At 39.9% G+C, this 18,326-nt stretch carries 11 protein-coding genes; 7 read left to right on the top strand and 4 right to left on the bottom strand.

The features are described from left to right. Positions 1 to 2: 2 nt before the first annotated feature. Entirely contained in the window at positions 3 to 2,396 is a 2,394-nt protein-coding gene (locus I6J02_RS01840; RefSeq protein WP_201680147.1) for a heavy metal translocating P-type ATPase, read from the top strand. A gap of 438 nt (positions 2,397 to 2,834) precedes the next feature. Continuing rightward, positions 2,835 to 3,005: a cbb3-type cytochrome oxidase assembly protein CcoS gene (gene ccoS / locus I6J02_RS01835; protein WP_201680146.1), complete on the top strand. Its 171-nt coding sequence runs from the start codon at positions 2,835 to 2,837 to the stop codon at positions 3,003 to 3,005. Positions 3,006 to 3,026: 21 nt separating this feature from the next. On the opposite strand, the gene I6J02_RS01830 is transcribed toward ccoS, so the two are convergent. The 4 genes from I6J02_RS01830 to I6J02_RS01815 are packed head-to-tail and all read right to left on the bottom strand — an operon-like array spanning position 3,027 to position 9,483. Beyond that, positions 3,027 to 3,881: a cyanophycinase gene (locus I6J02_RS01830; RefSeq protein WP_201680145.1), complete on the bottom strand. Its 855-nt coding sequence runs from the start codon at positions 3,879 to 3,881 to the stop codon at positions 3,027 to 3,029. A gap of 2 nt (positions 3,882 to 3,883) precedes the next feature. Then, on the bottom strand, positions 3,884 to 4,936 hold the full coding sequence (locus tag I6J02_RS01825; protein ID WP_201680144.1) for an isoaspartyl peptidase/L-asparaginase family protein: 1,053 nt from the start codon (positions 4,934 to 4,936) through the stop codon (positions 3,884 to 3,886). 19 nt (positions 4,937 to 4,955) lie between these two features. Beyond that, positions 4,956 to 6,365, bottom strand: a complete 1,410-nt coding sequence (locus tag I6J02_RS01820; RefSeq protein WP_236582252.1) for a RagB/SusD family nutrient uptake outer membrane protein — start codon at positions 6,363 to 6,365, stop codon at positions 4,956 to 4,958. Between the two features lie 4 nt (positions 6,366 to 6,369). Beyond that, entirely contained in the window at positions 6,370 to 9,483 is a 3,114-nt protein-coding gene (locus tag I6J02_RS01815; RefSeq protein WP_201680142.1) for a SusC/RagA family TonB-linked outer membrane protein, read from the bottom strand. A gap of 667 nt (positions 9,484 to 10,150) precedes the next feature. Between I6J02_RS01815 and I6J02_RS01810 the strand changes: the two genes are divergently transcribed. The 5 genes from I6J02_RS01810 (at position 10,151) to I6J02_RS01790 (ending at position 18,291) form a co-directional block, all read left to right on the top strand. Beyond that, on the top strand, positions 10,151 to 13,468 hold the full coding sequence (locus tag I6J02_RS01810; RefSeq protein WP_201680141.1) for a hypothetical protein: 3,318 nt from the start codon (positions 10,151 to 10,153) through the stop codon (positions 13,466 to 13,468). An 11-nt stretch (positions 13,469 to 13,479) separates the two neighbouring features. Further along, entirely contained in the window at positions 13,480 to 16,788 is a 3,309-nt protein-coding gene (locus I6J02_RS01805) for a DUF6443 domain-containing protein (RefSeq protein WP_236582251.1), read from the top strand. Positions 16,789 to 16,790: 2 nt separating this feature from the next. Then, entirely contained in the window at positions 16,791 to 17,165 is a 375-nt protein-coding gene (locus tag I6J02_RS01800; RefSeq protein ID WP_201680140.1) for a hypothetical protein, read from the top strand. Positions 17,166 to 17,284: 119 nt separating this feature from the next. After that, positions 17,285 to 18,049, top strand: a complete 765-nt coding sequence (locus I6J02_RS01795) for a hypothetical protein (RefSeq protein WP_201680139.1) — start codon at positions 17,285 to 17,287, stop codon at positions 18,047 to 18,049. Between the two features lie 8 nt (positions 18,050 to 18,057). Beyond that, the gene (locus tag I6J02_RS01790; protein WP_201680138.1) at positions 18,058 to 18,291 is read left to right on the top strand and encodes a hypothetical protein; all 234 of its coding nucleotides are present in this window, start codon (positions 18,058 to 18,060) and stop codon (positions 18,289 to 18,291) included. Positions 18,292 to 18,326: the final 35 nt, after the last annotated feature.

Below are 18,326 nucleotides of genomic sequence, written 5' to 3'. Positions count from 1 at the left end.
TAATGGAAACGAAGTATAATATTCAGGTAAAGGAAAAGTGTTTTCACTGTGGCGATCAGGTTGAAGTGACCGGATTTCATCTGGATGATCATGATTTTTGTTGCCTGGGTTGTCAGACCGTTTATCAGATATTAAGTTCAAATAATCTGGAAAGTTATTACCGTTATAATGCGCATCCCGGAAAGGTAAATAAAACAAAACGGGTGGATCTTAGCTATCTGGATGAAGAAGAGATCGCTTCCAAACTGCTGGATTATAAAGATGATGAGCTTGCCATTATTACAGTATATATCCCGGTGATTCACTGTAGTTCCTGTATCTGGTTACTCGAGCATTTGTATAAACTTAATCCTGCGATTGTTTCTTCCCAGGTAGATTTTATGAAGAAGCAGGCGACGATCAAATTCAAACATCAGGAAGTATCACTGCGGGCAATGGTGACATTGCTGACAGATATAGGATACGAGCCAAAGATCACGCTTCAGGATGTAGTCAAAGAAGGGCAGAAACTTAATCAGGATAATCTGGTTCGGAAAATAGCAGTTGCCGGCTTTTGTTTTGGCAATTCCATGATGCTTAGTTTCCCGGAGTATTTTGGAATGGCGTCTTTTGAGAAGAGTTATTCTGCTTTTTTCGGATATATGAACCTCCTGTTTACTCTTCCTGTATTGCTGTATAGTGCATCTGATTACTTTCGTTCTGCCTGGTTAAGTCTGAAACAAAAACGGTTGAATCTGGATGTTCCGCTAGCTCTGGGTATTTTTGTGTTGTTTTTACGTACAGCTATTGAAGTACTGACGGTTTCAGGTCCCGGATTTGGGGACACCTTATGTAGTTTAGTGTTTTTTATTCTGATCGGAAAGTGGGTACAGCAAAGGACCTACTATCACATCTCATTTGAGCGGGATTACCGTTCTTATTTCCCGGTAGCAGTAACTGTAATTTCCAATGAAGGAGATAAACCCGCACCAATCGGGGATCTGAAAGTTGGAGACCGTATTTTGGTTCGAAATAATGAAATTATCCCTGCAGATGCAATTCTGCTGAAAGGACAGGCTTCTGTGGATTTTAGTTTTGTAACAGGCGAATCCAAGGAAGTCAGCAAAGTGTTGGGGGAGGTGGTCTATGCCGGAGGAAGACAGATGGCGGAAGCAATCGAACTGGAGGTGGTGAAACCCGTATCCCAGAGTTATCTGACGAAACTATGGAATAATGAAAGTTTTAAAGCATACGACAAGCAGTTTGATACTTTTATCGGGTTTATCAGTAAGTATTTCACTTTAGGTCTTTTATTAATAGCATTTGTATCTTCGATTATCTGGTTGACAGGTGGAGATGCCGGTCGTGCATGGGGAGCATTTACAGCTGTTCTTATTATTGCCTGTCCGTGCGCACTGGCTTTAAGCTCTCCTTTCACACTTTCAGCGGCCTTGAGTATATTTGACAAAAACAAATTCTACATCAAGAATACCGCTGCTATTGAGCAGATGGCAGCTATAGATACTGTAGTATTCGATAAAACAGGTACTATTTCTTCTCCGACAAAGTCTTCCCTGTTTTACGAAGGATCTTTAAGTAAAGATGAACAGATAATGCTTTCCTCTGTCTGTCGCAATTCCAGTCATCCTCTGAGCCGTGAAATCGTTCGCTGGCTGGGTGTCAGTAGTGCTGTTCCATTAGATTATTATGCGGAAATTCCGGGAAAAGGTATACAGGCAGTTACTGGTGAATTTGCTTTTATGGTGGGGAGCGCATCTTTTCTGGAAATCAGACATCAGGAAGAAAAGGGATCAGCTGTGTATGTGATGATCAACGGAATAGTTAAAGGTTGCTTTACATTGGAACAATCCTGGCGACCAGGATTAACCTCATTGGTAAATAAATTAGAACAAAACTATGAATTACATCTGCTGTCAGGAGATAATGACCGGCGTTCGGACAGTTTGAAGCTTATCTTTCCGGTACGTTCGGTATTACTGTTCAATCAGAGCCCTGTAGATAAATTGTCTGCCATAGAAAAATGGCAGAATCAGGGAAAGTCAGTGTGTATGTTAGGTGACGGACTTAATGATGCAGGAGCACTGAGAAAGGCTAATCTGGGGATTGCGGTAAGTGATGATATCAATAATTTTTCTCCGGGATGTGATGCGATATTAGATGGAGAAGCATTTGAAAAATTACCGAAGTTTTTCTCCTTTGCAAAAGATGCTGTCAAGGTCATTCATATGAGTTTTGTGATTTCTTTGACATACAATATAATAGGGCTGAGCTTTGCAGTACAAGGTACAATGTCACCTTTGTTTGCTGCGATCCTGATGCCTATTAGTACAGTTACTATTATTTCATTTACAAGTCTGGTGACCCGGTATTACGCCAGACGCAAAAAACTGCTTTAGCATTTTCAATTGCTGGTGGGGACACCAGCAAACGCAATGGAATAAAGAGGCTTATAAGAAGTTGAAAAGGTTTAGAGAGTTAATATAGTTTATAAAGTTACGCTATGTGCTGTTATAGAATTCTCTCCTTTCTAAGGATAGATGCCCGCAAGGCGGAGAGGTTTATAAGAAGTTGAAAAGATTTAGAGGGATAATATAGATTATAAATTTACGCTGTGTGCTGTTATAGAACTCTCTCCTTCCTAAAGGTAGGATGCCCGCAGGGCAGAGAGGTTTATAAGAAGTTGAAAAGGTTTAGAGGATTAATGTAGTTTATAAAGTTACGCTGTGAGCTGTTATAGAATTCTCTCCTTTCTAAGGAGAGATGCCCGAAGGGCAGAGAGGTTTTAATAAGATACAACAGGAACAATTCCCGGTAGGGTATTAAAAAATACAGATATGAGTATAATATTTTTTCTGATCGGATGCAGTATTTTTGTGGCATTGATCTTTTTAGGTGCTTTTTTCTGGGCGCATAAAACAGGGCAGAATGAGGATACTTACACGCCTTCGGTTCGGATCTTATTTGATGATGAAGTCAAAGAGATACCTGCCGAAAAACATAAATAAATCCTCTTTCTGCCGGTTGTCTTATTGTATCGGAAACGTTTTTCCGTTATCGTAAATACTGAGCCGGATATCATCCCAGATAATTCTGCCGTCTTTATTTACCTCCAGTTTTACTGGTTTGCTGGCCACTACAACCTGAAACTGCCCTACGACTTTTGCTTTTTTATTGTGAATAAGTATTGCAGTGCTCTCATCTATACCAATACAGATCTTATCCGGATGTTCAGCTAAAGCAGAAAATAATCTGTTATAACGGCTTCTCTTAATAAAATGCTGATCAATAATAGCTGTACGGATGAGTCCCATTCCTTTTGCAGTGACTAAATTATCTTTGTTCAACCGGTTAAAGGTAGCCCGATAAGTAGAATCCTGAGCTTGCTCACCGGTAATCATCTGATCGCTCATGATTGCAGCACCTGCACTTGTACCTGCAATACAGGCCCCTTGTTGATAAGCGTTGTGAATAGCATCAAATAAGGGAGACTGCTCGACCACAGCCATGAATCTGTTCTGATCGCCTCCGGTTATATAGATGAGTTTTGCTTTTCTTACAGAATCTACCAGTCTGGGATCTGATGCATCAGCTTTAGAGAAATTTATTGCTGTTATTTTATGATCTGTTACTTCCTGCAGTTGTTCTTTTATATCGGCTACAGAAGCATCTGCCACTGTACTGGCCATAGGCAGTATCATAATATAATCCTGGGCAGATAATGCTGCAGCATCGACCATACTTCGGATCAGCTGCGGATCTTTAGCACCACCTCCGATAATAAACAGAGAGCCTTTGGGCTCCTTTATTTCTTTTGCAAAAGATGTTAAGGATAAGCACCCCAGACCAACGATCAGGAGTGCTTTCTTGAATTTTAATTTCATAATTATTTGTAAATATATATTTCGATCTGACCATCTGATGTGATCATACCACGGTACATACCTTCTGTATTAAAAGGCATAGCAAGATTGCCCGATTTATCTAAGGCGATCAGACCACCGTCACCACCCATTTTTCCAATATTATCGATTACTGTCTGACTCGCAACTTTGACAGATTCCTGTTTATATTCCATCAGAGCAGAGACTGTATAGGCGGCTACATTGCGGATATAATATTCACCCCATCCTGTGCAGGATACGGCTACCGTAGCATTGTTGGCATAAGTTCCGGCTCCAATGATCGGAGAATCACCTACTCGGCCAAACTTCTTATTGGTCATACCTCCTGTAGAAGTTCCTGCTGCCAGATTTCCGCTTTTGTCCAGTGCTACACAGCCGACAGTTCCAAATTTGGAATCTTTGTTAAGTATACCCAAACGTTGGCTCTGCTTCTGATCGTGATCCAGTTGTACCTTGGTACTGTCTTCTTTCTTGATTTTTTGCAAGGCATCCCACCGCATTTTTGTCCAGAAATAAGAAGGATCTACGATTTCAATGCCAGCTTGTCTGGCAAAAAGTTCTGCACCTTTTCCTACCATCATGACATGTTCGGATTTTTGCATTACTGCGCGGGCAGCGCTGATGGGATTTTTGATAGTTGTCACACCTGCTACGGCTCCGGCTTCCAGTGTTTTACCATTCATAATAGAAGCATCCAACTCGTTTTTGCCGTCATTGGTAAATACAGCACCTTTCCCGGCATTAAAGAGGGGAGAATCTTCCATAACATGAATAGCCTGTTCGACGGCATCAAGACTTGACTTGCCCTTTTTGATCTGCTCATATCCTTTCTGTAAGGCTAGAGTCAGTGCATCTTTGTATGCTTTTTCCATCTCCGGAGTCATATTGGATCGCAGAATAGTTCCTGCTCCGCCGTGAATAGCCAAAACATAAGTTTTATCCGTATTTGATGTTCGGACAGGTGGATCAGGTGCATTTTTGAATGCAACCAAAGTAGTACCAATCGCCAGTAGGATTATTATTGTTCTTTTCATGTTATAGTAAGTTGAGCTGCTAATTTGAATAATTCGGATTTTGAACCATATTTTTATTGACTGACATTTCTGTTGCTGGTATCGGGAAGTTATACTGTGCTTTTCCGGACTCTAATGTTAATGCTCCTGATGTATTCACGGCATCCTGAGCTGAACGTTGTACAGGAAGATTTCTGCGTTTCAAATCAAAAAATCGGTGTCCTTCGTAAGCAAGCTCTTTATAACGTTCGGTATAGATCTCACGTATCAGTGCTTCTTTATCAGCAAATGTCTGATCGGTATAACCGGTAATTCTGGATTTGCGGAGCTGATTAAGATCCGCAGTACCTAACAATTGATTTGGTGTTTCGGCATATGCCTCTGCACGTATCAGGTACATTTCGCCTGCGCGGAAAAGTTTGATATTAGTCAGTCCAGGAGCATCAGAACTACGACCAATATATTTTTTGATTAAGTAAGGAGATTTTCCTGCTCCTCTGTCAGGATCGTACGTGATATAACTCGAATAACGGATGTCATTGTCCTTATCAAATAAATTTAACAGTTTATTGGAAGGTGCAAATAAAGCAATACCTCCGTCTTCTCTGAAAAGAAAACTTCCGATTCTGGAGTCACTGGCTTCAGACTTCTTTAAAGACCAGATAACTTCATCTTCTGACTGATCTGTCCATATTCTGGCAAAGTTTTGTTGGGAAGCCAAAGGTTTGGCATTGATTGCTGATGTAGATGCAGATATCGCTAAAGGCCAGTCTTTGCTGTATAAGGCGGTACGTGCCAGAATTGCATAAACAGCAGGTTTGGATATCCGGCTTACAGATGCTTCATCTCCGATGAGATTGAGAGCCTCATTCAGATCTGTCTTTATAAAATTGATCACTTCCTGTACTGTATTACGTGCTGGATAGCTGATCTTGGATTCTAGCATATAAGGAACAGCCAGATTAGCGGGTTCGTACCCGCCTGAAAAAGCTCTCAACAGTTCCAGATGTGCGTAAGCCCGGATAGCCAGTAACTCACCTCTAAAGTGTCTTTTTTCAGTTTCATCTACATTCGTAAGTTTCTCTAAACCGGCTAAAACACGGTTAGTTCTGTCAATGACAATATAGTATTCCCTAAAAGCACTGGTTACAGAGCTACTGCTGGCTGTATATAGCCAGCGATAGGCATTAGTATTGCTAACCACGTTTTCTGCCGGCATAATGGCTTCATCAGAGACTGTGACATTATTTTCTATTAAAGTATAATCTATGGCAGCATAGGCACCTTTTATACCCATGTCTATATCTTCCAGATTGCGAAATGCTTTATCCGGATCTATACCGTCCGTTGGTTTGATATCCAGTTCGTTACAGGCCTGAAAAGAAAGTAAACTTACCGGAAGGATGATCGTCCAAACTATTTTTTTGAATAACATTGTATTTCTTTTCATGATATTAGAATTTAACATTTAAACCAGCAGTATATGTTCTGGGTGCAGGATATTGGAAACGGCCTCTGGCTTCACTGTTCTCCGGATCAAGCCCTCTCCATGATGTCCAGGTAAGTAGATTCTGTCCCTGGAAAAATATCCGTACTCCTTTTACAAAACCAATTTTAGACAAGGCTGACTGCGGTAGATTGTAACTCAGATTGACATTACGAAGACGCAGAAAGGATGCATCCTGAATATCCTTGGATGTATATTGTCTCGGGATATCTATACGTTGCAGGATGGCCTGATCTCCTGCTTTTTTCCACCGGTTTTCCAACATCCGTATAGATTGATTACTGGTCATATAATCTGCATTTTCATTGTAGAAATCTTCATTGTTCCAGCGTTGTACATTTGTCACAAAAGAGAATAAGGCATCCAATGTCAGGTCTTTCCAACGTAATCCGGTGGTAAATCCTCCGATAAAGGAAGGGTATAACGTCCCGGACTTGGTGACACTTTGCGAGGATTCATCATAAGTTGTAGTAATAGAACCATCCCGGTTGTAATATTGAGGTTCTCCTGTATCCGGATTGACACCCGCCCATTCAGGAGCATAATATGTACCGTAAGGCATGCCTACTTTTAAGATACGGGTATCTCCATCAAGCATTTCTTCGGTTACATCAGATATAAACAAAATTTTGTTCTTATTGTAAGCTCCGTTTACCCCCAGACTAAAACCGAAGTCATCTTTATTGATGACATCTCCCTGTACACTGAATTCTACACCACGATTTCTCATCTTTCCGGAGCTAAGTGAAAGGATATCAAACCCAGATGTTAAAGAAGGTGGTTGGTCAATAAACATATTTCTGGTGAGCTTATTATAATAGTCAGCAGAAATTCTCAGTCTTTTCTTTGGAAATAGCTCCAGATCAAATCCGGCATTGAATTCATCTACATATTCCCAGTCAAATTGAGGATTTCCGGCTGTGGCAGGACGGATGGCGGTTTCTCCTCCGTAAGAAATGTCTGTCAGATAAGTCGCTAAGTATAGAAAATCACTTGCAAACTGGCTGGCTGTAGTACCATAACTTGCCCGTATATTCAATCCTTGTATCAGATTGCTACCCTGTAAAAAATCTTCTCCTTTTACATTCCAGTTGGCTCCTAAAGAGTAAAATCCATGCCAGCGGTTTTCTCTTGCTACTTTTGTAGAGCCGTCATAACGGTAACTTGCGGTTAATGAATATTTATTAGCATAGGAGTATCTTCCAGCACCTAAAAAGGAGGTTAATGCGCTTCGGGTGCGACCTCCGTTTATTCCAGGTAAGAAGACAGCACTTACGTTAACCCCTGCAGGAGTTTCGGGTTGCCGGCCATCGATACCGTATCCCTGATAACCAAATGCACGATAGCGGTCATACAAATACTCGAAATATCCGGAAAATTCTACATTATGCTCATCCGCAAACGTATTCTGATAAGTCAGTCCGGATGTGGAAATAAGACTGGTAGTCCGGGCATATCCTTCTCCGAACAAACCTTTTCCGCCAATGGTAGGCGCACGGTTGCGGGATCCGTAGTATGAATCCGGATTAATATAGTCTTGTGTGACTGTATTTTTGTAATCAATTCCCAGTCGTGTATGGGCTTTTAGCTGTGGTGTAATCTGATAAGCCAGATTCATCCCTATATTGGTGCTGAACAGTTCGCTTTTACTACTTGAATTTAGTAAACGTTCCAGGCCGGCACTTCCTTCACGCTGATCAAGAATATTATAATCATCTTCATTTCCGAAGTGAATCAATGTGCCGTCAGGAGCATATGGATATTCATATGGAAGAGCATAAAATACGGAAGCCATAGAGGAGCCGACTCTGCTTTCGCCCACACCTTCTGTAAAACTGGAATTGGAATATCCAATAGTTACATTTACCCCTCCGGAAAATTTATTCATATTAAAATCTACATTGCTGCGGAGGGTATACCTTTCCAAACCGGAACGTACAGCTACACCATCCTGTTTGTAATAGCCAACACTGTTAAAGAAGCGTACATTTTCATTTCCACCACTCAGACTGGCCTGTTGTTCCATAAATTTTCCGGTCTGGAAGAAATAATCTCTCCAGTCTACATTCAGTCCGCGGAGACTGTCCAGAATACGGCCCGCATTGGCTGCTTCGGCAGGTGTCCAGTTGGCATTTGCAGGATTTTTGGATGAATATGTCCAGCCCGGACCGATATCATCATCCATCTCAAGTCCGACCTCTTCCTCAAAACGCAGACGCTGTTCACTGTTCATCATCTGGAATTTCGGACGGGTTAGTTTGGAAACTCCATACTGGGAGGTATAATTAACGGATAATCCGCCTGCTTTTCCTTTCTTAGTCGTAATAACGATAACTCCGTTTGATCCCCTTGATCCATACAGAGACTTCGCAGAAGCGTCACGTAAAACGGTGACGTTCTCAAAATCATTGGAATTATAGTTTTTGAGCTCCGATGCGGAAATAGGAATACCATCCACTACATACAGAGGAGTCGTTACTCCGTTGATACTTCCTACACCACGGATAATTACACTGGCATTGGCTCCCGGCTGTCCCGAACTGGCCAGTACACTCATCCCCGGTACGCGCCCCTGTAGTACCTGATCCAGAGAAGCCATAGGAACCTGTTCAATGGCTTTAGCCTGTATCGTAGTGGCCACATTACTGGAAAGCTTCTTCGCATAGCTGGTATAACCTGTAATGGTAATGTCTTCCAGTACAACACTGGAATTGGATAATGTGATGGTCATAGGAGCGGTATCTGATACCGTATACTGGAGAGCATCATACCCTACATAGGTAAAGGACAGTTTATCGGATACTTTTCCCTGAATGGTGAATGTCCCGTCAGCTGAAGATTGTACCGTATGGCTGGCGCTCAGGTTTTTGATCGTAACTCCGGCAATACCTTCTCCTTTATCGTTGACAACCTTTCCTCTTAAGGTAGTCTGATAAACAGACGAAACAGGAGGAGAGGACTTTATAGCTGCACTCTCTTTTGCAAAAGAATCTAACGGATGCTGGAGTTGATAGGATAACCCCAGAATCAAAAGTGCATGCATATGCATTTTTACTTTCATAACTGTAGTTTTAAGGTTAGTAGTTGAAGAAAAGGTGATAATTAATTAAACGTTATTTTGATAGTCTAATGTAATTATTAATCTATTCAAAAGCAAAATATTAAAAAGTTAGAGATTGATGTTGGATACTATATTGAAGTTTTATTCTTTAACATGAGCATTTACATTCTTTTATTTGTCGGCTACCTTATTGTGTAGGAAACGTTTTTCAATTTATCAGTATATACTGAATCGGATCATTCCAGATAATCTTGCTATGTTAGTTACCAAGGATATAACTTCTCTGAAAACTGGAGCATTCGAACATCTTAATTTGTTTTTTAATGATTATAGAGGCTTTATCATCGAGTTAATAAATAATATGTGTGTGTTATTGAAATTTTTTAATTTAATTATTAAATTATAATAATACTGTGTAATTAATGATTGTCTTTTTCTATAGAAACTGATTTTATTTAAATAATTTGTGACTCGATCTTTTTTGTTAAACATGAGAATGAATTTTTTTCTATTTATTTTTTTAACCTTCATGAGGGTTGTGTAGTGTTTAGTAATCTGTTTTAAAAATTATGTTAATGTAATCTTATTATTTAATTAATATTTTGTTATCGTACTTTTGTTATTTTGCTTTTGTTTTTCTTTTATTAATATTTTTAAAAATTATGGCATGAAAATCTTTTTTTATTTTATTTTAGTTTCTTGTCTGTTGGTAAATAATACTAAGTTATACGGTCAAACGACTATTTCAGATAAAACTGTAGTAATACCACCTTCTCCAGAAGCTGCTTTATTAACAAAATATGGACAATACCCTATAAGCAATTTCACAGGACTCCCTGAAATCTCTATTCCTCTTCATCTCTTGAGTATAAAAGATATAGAACTTCCAGTATCCATTAATTATCATAGTGGAGGAAATAAAGTAAGTGATTTCGCAAGCTGGATAGGACTTGGTTGGACATTACAGGCAGGTGGGGTAATTACTCGTTCGGTTTTGGGTGTGCCAGATGAATCTCAAGAAGGCATTTTTAATAATCCAATAAAAAGTACGGCAAGTATAACACAAAATGATCATTCTTATTTATTAGATATTGTACAAGACAACAAAGATAGTCAGCCTGACGAGTTTTATTTTAATTTTATGGGACGTAGTGGGAAATTTGTATTCTCTGCGGATAGAGAAATTCTGACAATTCCACACAACAATTTAAGAGTCAAATTCGAGAATGATACTTTTAAAATAATTGATGAATCCGGAAGAACATATTTGTTCGAAGAAAGGGTGTTTAATACAAAATTTTCAGAATACAGAACCTCTAAGTATTTGCCAACAACAGCTTGGTATTTAACAAAGATTATCTCTAAAAATGGTATTGATACTGTTTCTCTTAAGTATCTTCAGTATAACTTTGGTAATATTCAATCTACAGATTACTCTTTAACTGTGGGACGATATATAGGTGTTATTAATAACAGTATAGGTCCAATTCGTCACTCTGGAGTTCCTGTTAAAACCTTTTTTTATGAAAATCCTGGTTTTTGTTATCTTTCTGAGATTACTTTTGGTGAACAAAAGATTCTATTTATTCCGCGATCTGACAGATTAGATTACGGAGGGTACTCTCTGGATGAAATTGTTGTGAAAGATGGGAATAAGATATTAAAACACATTAATTTTTCTCATGATTATTTCTATTCAGATGTAGGTTACAATCCATATACAATTCCAAAAGATAAGTATAGATTAAAGTTAACAGGAATCAATTTTGTAAATAATAATTCGGATATCATTGAATCGGGTTATAAGTTTGAGTATGAAGAAAATTATAAACTACCACCCAGAAATAATTGTGGTATAGATTGGTGGGGGTATAGTAATGGTAAATATCAAAATAAACATTTAATACCGTTAGATGATAATGGGCTGCAATACAAATTCACAGATGAATTAGGCTATGAAACCTCTTCTATTATATCTGACCCTGCAGATCGTAATTCAGATACATCTTATATGAAGGCAGCTGTATTGAAACGTATCCGTTATCCTACAGGAGGATATAGTGATTTTGATTTCGAAGCAAATCGAATTCTACTTGCATTTACTCGTACACAAGATGTTGAGAAGATTGTGGCTACAGCTATTGCAAGCAAACAGGACCCGGGACCTGTTAGTATTGACTTTACGTCACAGGTTAATACTGAGGAAGCCAACTTGAGTATCAATCTTAAATTATGGCATGACATTAAACAACCTTATGTGGAATTTCGTAATCTCACAAAGGGTACATATGAGCGGTTTGTTGCGTATCCGGGCGAACAAACTTCTTTGAGAATTGCTACAAAACTTGTGTTAGGAGATAAATATCGCATTACTACTCATATAAGGAGTAATTTTATGGATTCTGAAGATGATATTGACGAAAGAGTGATTGCAAGTGTTGGTTATTCCGAATTATCCGAGGAATCTTATAACAAGATTCAGTTCGGACCAGGATTGAGAATTAGAAGCATTAAAAGCTATTTATCAGATGGCTCATTGTCCTTTAAAGAGATATACAAATACGGAGAAGAAGAAAACGGCTTGGGTAAACCCCGTTTTTTTGATTATATCTTTCAACGAAGAAATTATACTCAAAAATATGAGTACAACTTCTTTACTGGTGGACAGCAAATATTTACAACTTATTTAAGTGCTTTGGAAGTACTGAGTCGTCCATTGTTTGATTATTCGTCAGGTAATTATTTAATTGCATATCCAAATGTCACTAAATATACTGCTGGTCTAGACTCTTTTCCTATGAAGACAACCTATGTTTATGACTTTGAAACGGATCAACAGGTAGATGTTTTTCCAATTCCAGATGTTCAGAGTTTAGTTAGTGCTTCGTGGAAGAACGGAAATATTATCCGTCAGACAGATTATAAAGTTCTTGTTAATAAAGAATATGAACCTGTTAAGGAGATATCTTACTTATATGATGAAATAACGTTGAAAACTATTACTGGTCTTAAGGTAAATAGAAATTATATTCCCAAGGGCGATTTGGCAGAAAGCTTAGTTAAAAACCTTTCTAAAGACTTTATATATTTTGATTATCCTGTTATTTCCGGTGTTAAAAAGTTAAAGTACAAGACGCAGAAAATTTTTTCAAAAAATCCATTATCTAGCACAGAAACTCAAGAGTTTAAGTATTTTTCAGATAAACATCTATTGCCTAGGTTGGTAACATCTATTAAAAGTAACGGAGATAAAATATCTCTTTTCAATACTTATGCTACTGATTATATATCTGGTGAACCATTTATTGATAATATGGTGCGAAGTAATATAATTTCTTATCCTATTGAAGAGGTTGTGTTTAAGGACAGAGGTGATTCACAATCTATTATATCAGCTAAGATTAATAAGTTTACTAACGATGGTAAAGGAAATATAGATCAAATATTTCAGCTAGAAATTATAAATCCTTTTCCTGGTGAATTGTTCAAATTCAGCAATAGACCATTAGGACAGTTACCATTCAATGGATTTAAGGAAGGGTTTTCGCCAGATAGTAGATATAAGTTAAGTTTTAATGCCCTTGCATACGATCGTTATAGTAATCCTTTGGCAGTAAAAAAAACGGATGGTCCGGTTACCAGCTACCTCTGGGGTTACAACGGCCAGTATCCTGTTGCCGAAATTGTCAATGCACATTATAATGACGTCGTTTCAGCCATTGGTGGACAAAGTGTAGTCGATGCGCTGAATAGCGGAACGGTCACAGCGGATTATATCCGTCAGAAGATGGACATTTTACGCTCCAACCTTCCCGGTTCTCAGGTTACTTCTTACACCTACAAACCTTTAGTGGGCATGACAAGTAAGACCGATGCCAAAGGGCAGACAGAGTATTATCAATATGATGGTCTGCAACGGTTGCAGCATGTCCTGGATCAGTTTCAGCAGCTCAGACAGAGCTATTATTACCACTACCGTCCCTAATAAGTCCGATTATGAAAAGACCTCTTTTATCCACGATATTAACCTTATCAATCCTGCTAACCCTATCCACGGTTAAGGGACAGAATACGGATCTGATTCTGACCAGCTACAGCGGTCAGGGTCAGATCAAAGCCAGTAGCAGTGTTACGCTGAAGCCGGGCTTCCATATCCCTTCAGGCAGTACGGTTCGGATCTATACCAGCAGCAGCCTGCAGACACATCCGGTTTTACAAACCCAGCTGAGTGGTAACCAGAACTATATCCTGACGCGTACCTTTCGCAAGGCAGGTGTAACATTAGCCAATCTATCCCAGTCCCGCACAGTAGAAGAGGAGAACCAGACAGTACAGTACTTTGACGGCCTGGGCCGGCCACTGCAGAGTATACAGATCATGGCTTCCCCTACCCACAAGGACATCGTGCAGCATATAGAGTACGACGGCTTTGGCAGGGAGAGCAAAAAGTATCTTCCTTATGCCACTTCCGGAAGTATGGACGGCAGCTATAAACCCACAGCCGGAGTGGATATAATGAATTTCTATAATCCAGCTACAGGCTGGGATGCTGCAGTAAAGAAAACAGGCTATCCCTATGCAGAGACACAGTTTGAGAACAGTCCGCTGAACCGGGTGCAGGCTCAGGGTTCTCCGGGCGAAGCCTGGCAACTGAGCTCAGGTCATACGGTACGTACAGACTACGGTACCAATGCAGCCAATGATGTGAAACTATGGCAGCTCAATGCAGCCGAAAACGGAGCTACAGCAACCTTCTATCAACCGGGTAAGCTGTATAAAACCACCACCAAAGATGAGAACTGGAGCAGTGGTAAGAGCGGTACCGTAGAAGAATACAAAGACTTCGATGGAAGAGTCGTACTGAAACGTGTCTGGGAAACAGAGAGCAAAAAACTGGAGACGCATTATGTCTACGATGACTTCGGCGACCTTCGCTATGTAGTCCCACCTGCAGTGACTGTTAACACATTCAGTGAAGATGCTGCAGACCCCAACTATGATGCATACATCTATGGCTATAAATATGACGGTCGCAGACGCCTGACAGATAAGAAGATCCCGGGTAAAGGAAAAGAAGAACTGGTGTATAATACCAATGACCAAATAGTGCTGAGCCGTGATGCCAACCGCAGAGCAGCCGGAGAATGGCTGTTCAGTAAATACGATGCATTTGGCCGGGTAATTATGACCGGTATCTACAACAGCACCGAGAGTGCAGCTGCGCTGACTGCTCAGATTAACAGCAATGGCCAGACAGCAGGCCGGCTTTGGGAAAATCCGACAACTACAGATCAGGGGTATACCAATGCTGTCTTTCCAACCACTATTGCGTATTACCATACGATCAACTACTACGACCGGTATGACTTTCCGGAGAACAGCTTTGGAGCTCCGGCAGGAAATCAGGCTTCCGGAGCTCGGGTAAAGACCTTGTTGACGGGCACTAAAACCACCACACTGGGAACAGGCGATATGCTGCTGACCACCCACTATTATGATCTGGAAGGAAGGGTGATCCAGAGTAAGAGTCAGAACCATATCGGCGGTACAGATATCACGGACAACAGTTACAGCTTCACCGGAGAACTGGAAAGCAGCACCCGCAGACATACCGTTAACGGACAAACCACTACTATCACCACTACCAATGAATACGATCATGTCGGCCGTCTGGTCAACAGCAGACAACAGATCAACAGTCAGCCGGAAGTCACTTTACTGGCCAACAGTTACAATGAGATCGGACAGCTGAAGACAAAGACAGTAGGAGCAGATCAGCAGGGAAATAATCCGGTGAATACGACAGATTACCGGTACAATGAGCGGGGATGGATGACAAGCAGTACTTCACCTCACTTCAGCCAGCAGCTCAGTTATCAGGATCCGGTCAAAGGAGCAGCAGCACAATGGAACGGCAACATCTCTGAACAGCAATGGGGGCAGACGACAACCCTCAATCAGCATTTTGTGTACAGTTATGATAAACTGAACCGGTTGATCAATGGAAGCAGTCCCACATCCGGCATGTCTGAAGTCCTGAACTACGATGATATGGGTAATATCACGAATCTGACCCGAGACGGATCCGGGATCAGTTACAGCTATACGGGCAACAGGCTGAATACCGTATCCGGTCTTATCAATGGCAGCTACAGCTATGATGAAAACGGCAATGCAAAGACCGATCGGATGGGTATGAATCTGAGCTACAATCACCTGAATCTACCCCGTCAGGTGACAGGAGGAGGGAACACGATTACCTACCTGTATGATGCAGGCGGCAATAAACTTCGTAAAACAGCCAACACCACAGGACAGCGGGATTATGCAGGCGGAATAGAATACCAGAACGGAGTAATCGAACTGATTCACACCGCAGAAGGCGTAGCCTACCGGAATGCAAACGGCACATACAGCTACCGCTACAACCTGACGGACCACCTGGGAAATGTCAGAGCTACCATCTACCGGAATCCGAATACAAATGCAGTGGAAGTCTTACAAAGAGATGATTACTATCCGTTTGGTTTACAGAAATCCCCAAATCCGGTATATGGAAATAATAAGTATCTTTATAATGGGAAAGAGAAACAGGAGGAGTTAGGTGGCCAGTTGGACTATGGAGCCAGATTCTACGATCCTGTGATTGGAAGATGGAATGTGGCGGATCCGTTAGGGGAAATCTTTGAAAATGTGTCACCATATAATTATGGTCTAAATAACCCCATATCAATGATAGATCCAGATGGGATGACACCTGCTGATACAGTGATTAGAGGAGGTGTACTTCCTGGAGCAACAGTTACGGGTATAGCCACAGGAGCAGCAGCAACTCAATTTGGAGCTGTGGGAATTGCTGCGGGAGCAGGATGGATGGCCGGTGATCTCATTGCTAAAAATATCAGAGGTATTACAAATGGAATCGCCACAGGATTAATTTGGTTGGGAGTAAATCCAAACAGCTTATATCACCCTGATGTTATACCTGATAAGTATAAAGTTAATTCAGAAAAACCAACTGTTGAAAGCTTAAAGAAAAAATCTCGGTTTGAGAAGAAAACTGGGGGGAAAGGCGGAGAGGGAACTGATATTTATAATGCTGAAGGTGGATTCGATCAAGCAAATAAAGATTATGATAGCCTCGTCATACCGGGTTCATCCAAACCTATTCCTGGGGGAAGAGTCGGCAAGACATCAGAAGGAAAAACTATAAATGTTAGAGATCATAGTTCCCAAGATGATAGACCTACTATAGAAATTTATAACCCAACAACAAAACATAAGGAAACAAAATTTAGATATTAATTATGAATGATTTTATAAAATGGGAACCTATTATTACTCCAATTCCTAAAGATTTGTATTTTGTAAGTTTATCGGATATTGAAGGTATACTAACCATTCGGTTAGCAGAAATGGAGGATAATAAAGTATTAGAATTTAAAATTAAAGGAGTAATGGCGTATCGAGTTGTTGATGAGGGAGCTCGATTAAAAACATTATATGAAAACCCATCCTATAGGAGATTTGTAATCTCTGATAATTCCAGTTATTTAAAATGGTTTCATATGGAAAGTAGGGAAATGTTTGAGGATTGGGGGCTGAAACACTATTCGATAGGAAATGTTAATAATATAATAGATATTATTTGTGGAAGTGATATAGTAGTGAAATGGAAGTGATATATATTGTAATTACTTTCCGATAATCTGGGAATTGGCTAATAAAAACAGGAAGAATTAGGTGGTCAACTGGACTATGGAGCCAGATGGTACCTGTCCGCCTACTGGCGGATGACCCTGTGATTGGAAGATGGAATGTGATGGATCCGTTGGCGGAGAAATACTATCCCTATTCAGCATACAATTATGCGCTTAATGATCCGATAGGAAAGTTAGACGTTGCAACAGCAGAAGGCTGGTCAACTAATGATCCGAGTGAGATAGCTGAGTTCATGCAACAAGTGCAGGGAGATGATCAGGATAAAGGAGGGAAAAAGAAAAATCAACAGGATCCCCCGCAAAAGAAACTCTCGTCAGAGGAATTTGAAAAGCAAAAACAGGAATCTATACAATGGCAAAATGAAACATTGTTAGAGTTCAATAAAGCGTTATTAGGAATTCGTACATTATTTGTTGGTTTTGGAGGTGAAAAATCATTGCGAACTGTACAAGGTCTTAGAGGAGGGTGGATAAATTTTGGAAATAATACAGGTAGTCTAGTTATTGAAGCTGGCGGTAAATTTTCTCAAAGTGAGATTAACGCTGCAAATTATCTTAAAGATCAAGGATATAGAGTTTTTCTAAGAAGACCCGTTGGTACAAGAACCGGAGGTAAAACGTCTGACTTAGTTGTAAATGGGATAAATTATGATGTTTATACACCACAAACTTCTAATGTAAACAGGATAATATCTGCCGTAGCTTCTAAAAATTCTCAAACTACAGGAGTTGTAATTGATCTTTCAAATACAAGTGTTGTTCCTTCTCAGCTGAATAATATTTTAAATAGAGTTCAGGGAACTGGAGCTACTAATATTAAAAATATCATAATAATGCCAAAATAGTTATCATTATGCCAAAAATAAGATGTGTTTGTGATTATATAATTAACTTAAGTGAAATACCAAGTCCTAATCAGTACTTAATAATTTCCGATGTAGAAATGGATACTTATGTAGGACAAGTAGATGTAGAACAATTATACATGGCAATGAAAATAGTTGCACGTTGTTCAAATTGCGGCAGATTGCATGTTTTTTACGATGGTTTTGATGAAGACCCTGTTATTTATCGTGTTGACAATTAGTTTGTTTTGAATTTCAATATCATTATTCGACCTTG

Origin of the sequence: Sphingobacterium spiritivorum, from assembly GCF_016725325.1 — a bacterium.
Taxonomy (GTDB): domain Bacteria; phylum Bacteroidota; class Bacteroidia; order Sphingobacteriales; family Sphingobacteriaceae; genus Sphingobacterium.
Note: the sequence above shows the minus strand (reverse complement) of the source record. Positions and strands in the feature narration are given on the sequence as shown.

Excerpts from the sequence above, each read along its gene's own strand:
- I6J02_RS01840 (WP_201680147.1), top strand. The coding sequence starts at position 3 with ATGGAAACGAAGTATAATATTCAGGTAAAGGAAAAGTGTTTTCACTGT.
- ccoS (WP_201680146.1), top strand. The coding sequence starts at position 2,835 with ATGAGTATAATATTTTTTCTGATCGGATGCAGTATTTTTGTGGCATTG.
- I6J02_RS01830 (WP_201680145.1), bottom strand. The coding sequence starts at position 3,881 with ATGAAATTAAAATTCAAGAAAGCACTCCTGATCGTTGGTCTGGGGTGC.
- I6J02_RS01825 (WP_201680144.1), bottom strand. The coding sequence starts at position 4,936 with ATGAAAAGAACAATAATAATCCTACTGGCGATTGGTACTACTTTGGTT.
- I6J02_RS01820 (WP_236582252.1), bottom strand. The coding sequence starts at position 6,365 with ATGAAAAGAAATACAATGTTATTCAAAAAAATAGTTTGGACGATCATC.
- I6J02_RS01815 (WP_201680142.1), bottom strand. The coding sequence starts at position 9,483 with ATGAAAGTAAAAATGCATATGCATGCACTTTTGATTCTGGGGTTATCC.
- I6J02_RS01810 (WP_201680141.1), top strand. The coding sequence starts at position 10,151 with ATGAAAATCTTTTTTTATTTTATTTTAGTTTCTTGTCTGTTGGTAAAT.
- I6J02_RS01805 (WP_236582251.1), top strand. The coding sequence starts at position 13,480 with ATGAAAAGACCTCTTTTATCCACGATATTAACCTTATCAATCCTGCTA.
- I6J02_RS01800 (WP_201680140.1), top strand. The coding sequence starts at position 16,791 with ATGAATGATTTTATAAAATGGGAACCTATTATTACTCCAATTCCTAAA.
- I6J02_RS01790 (WP_201680138.1), top strand. The coding sequence starts at position 18,058 with ATGCCAAAAATAAGATGTGTTTGTGATTATATAATTAACTTAAGTGAA.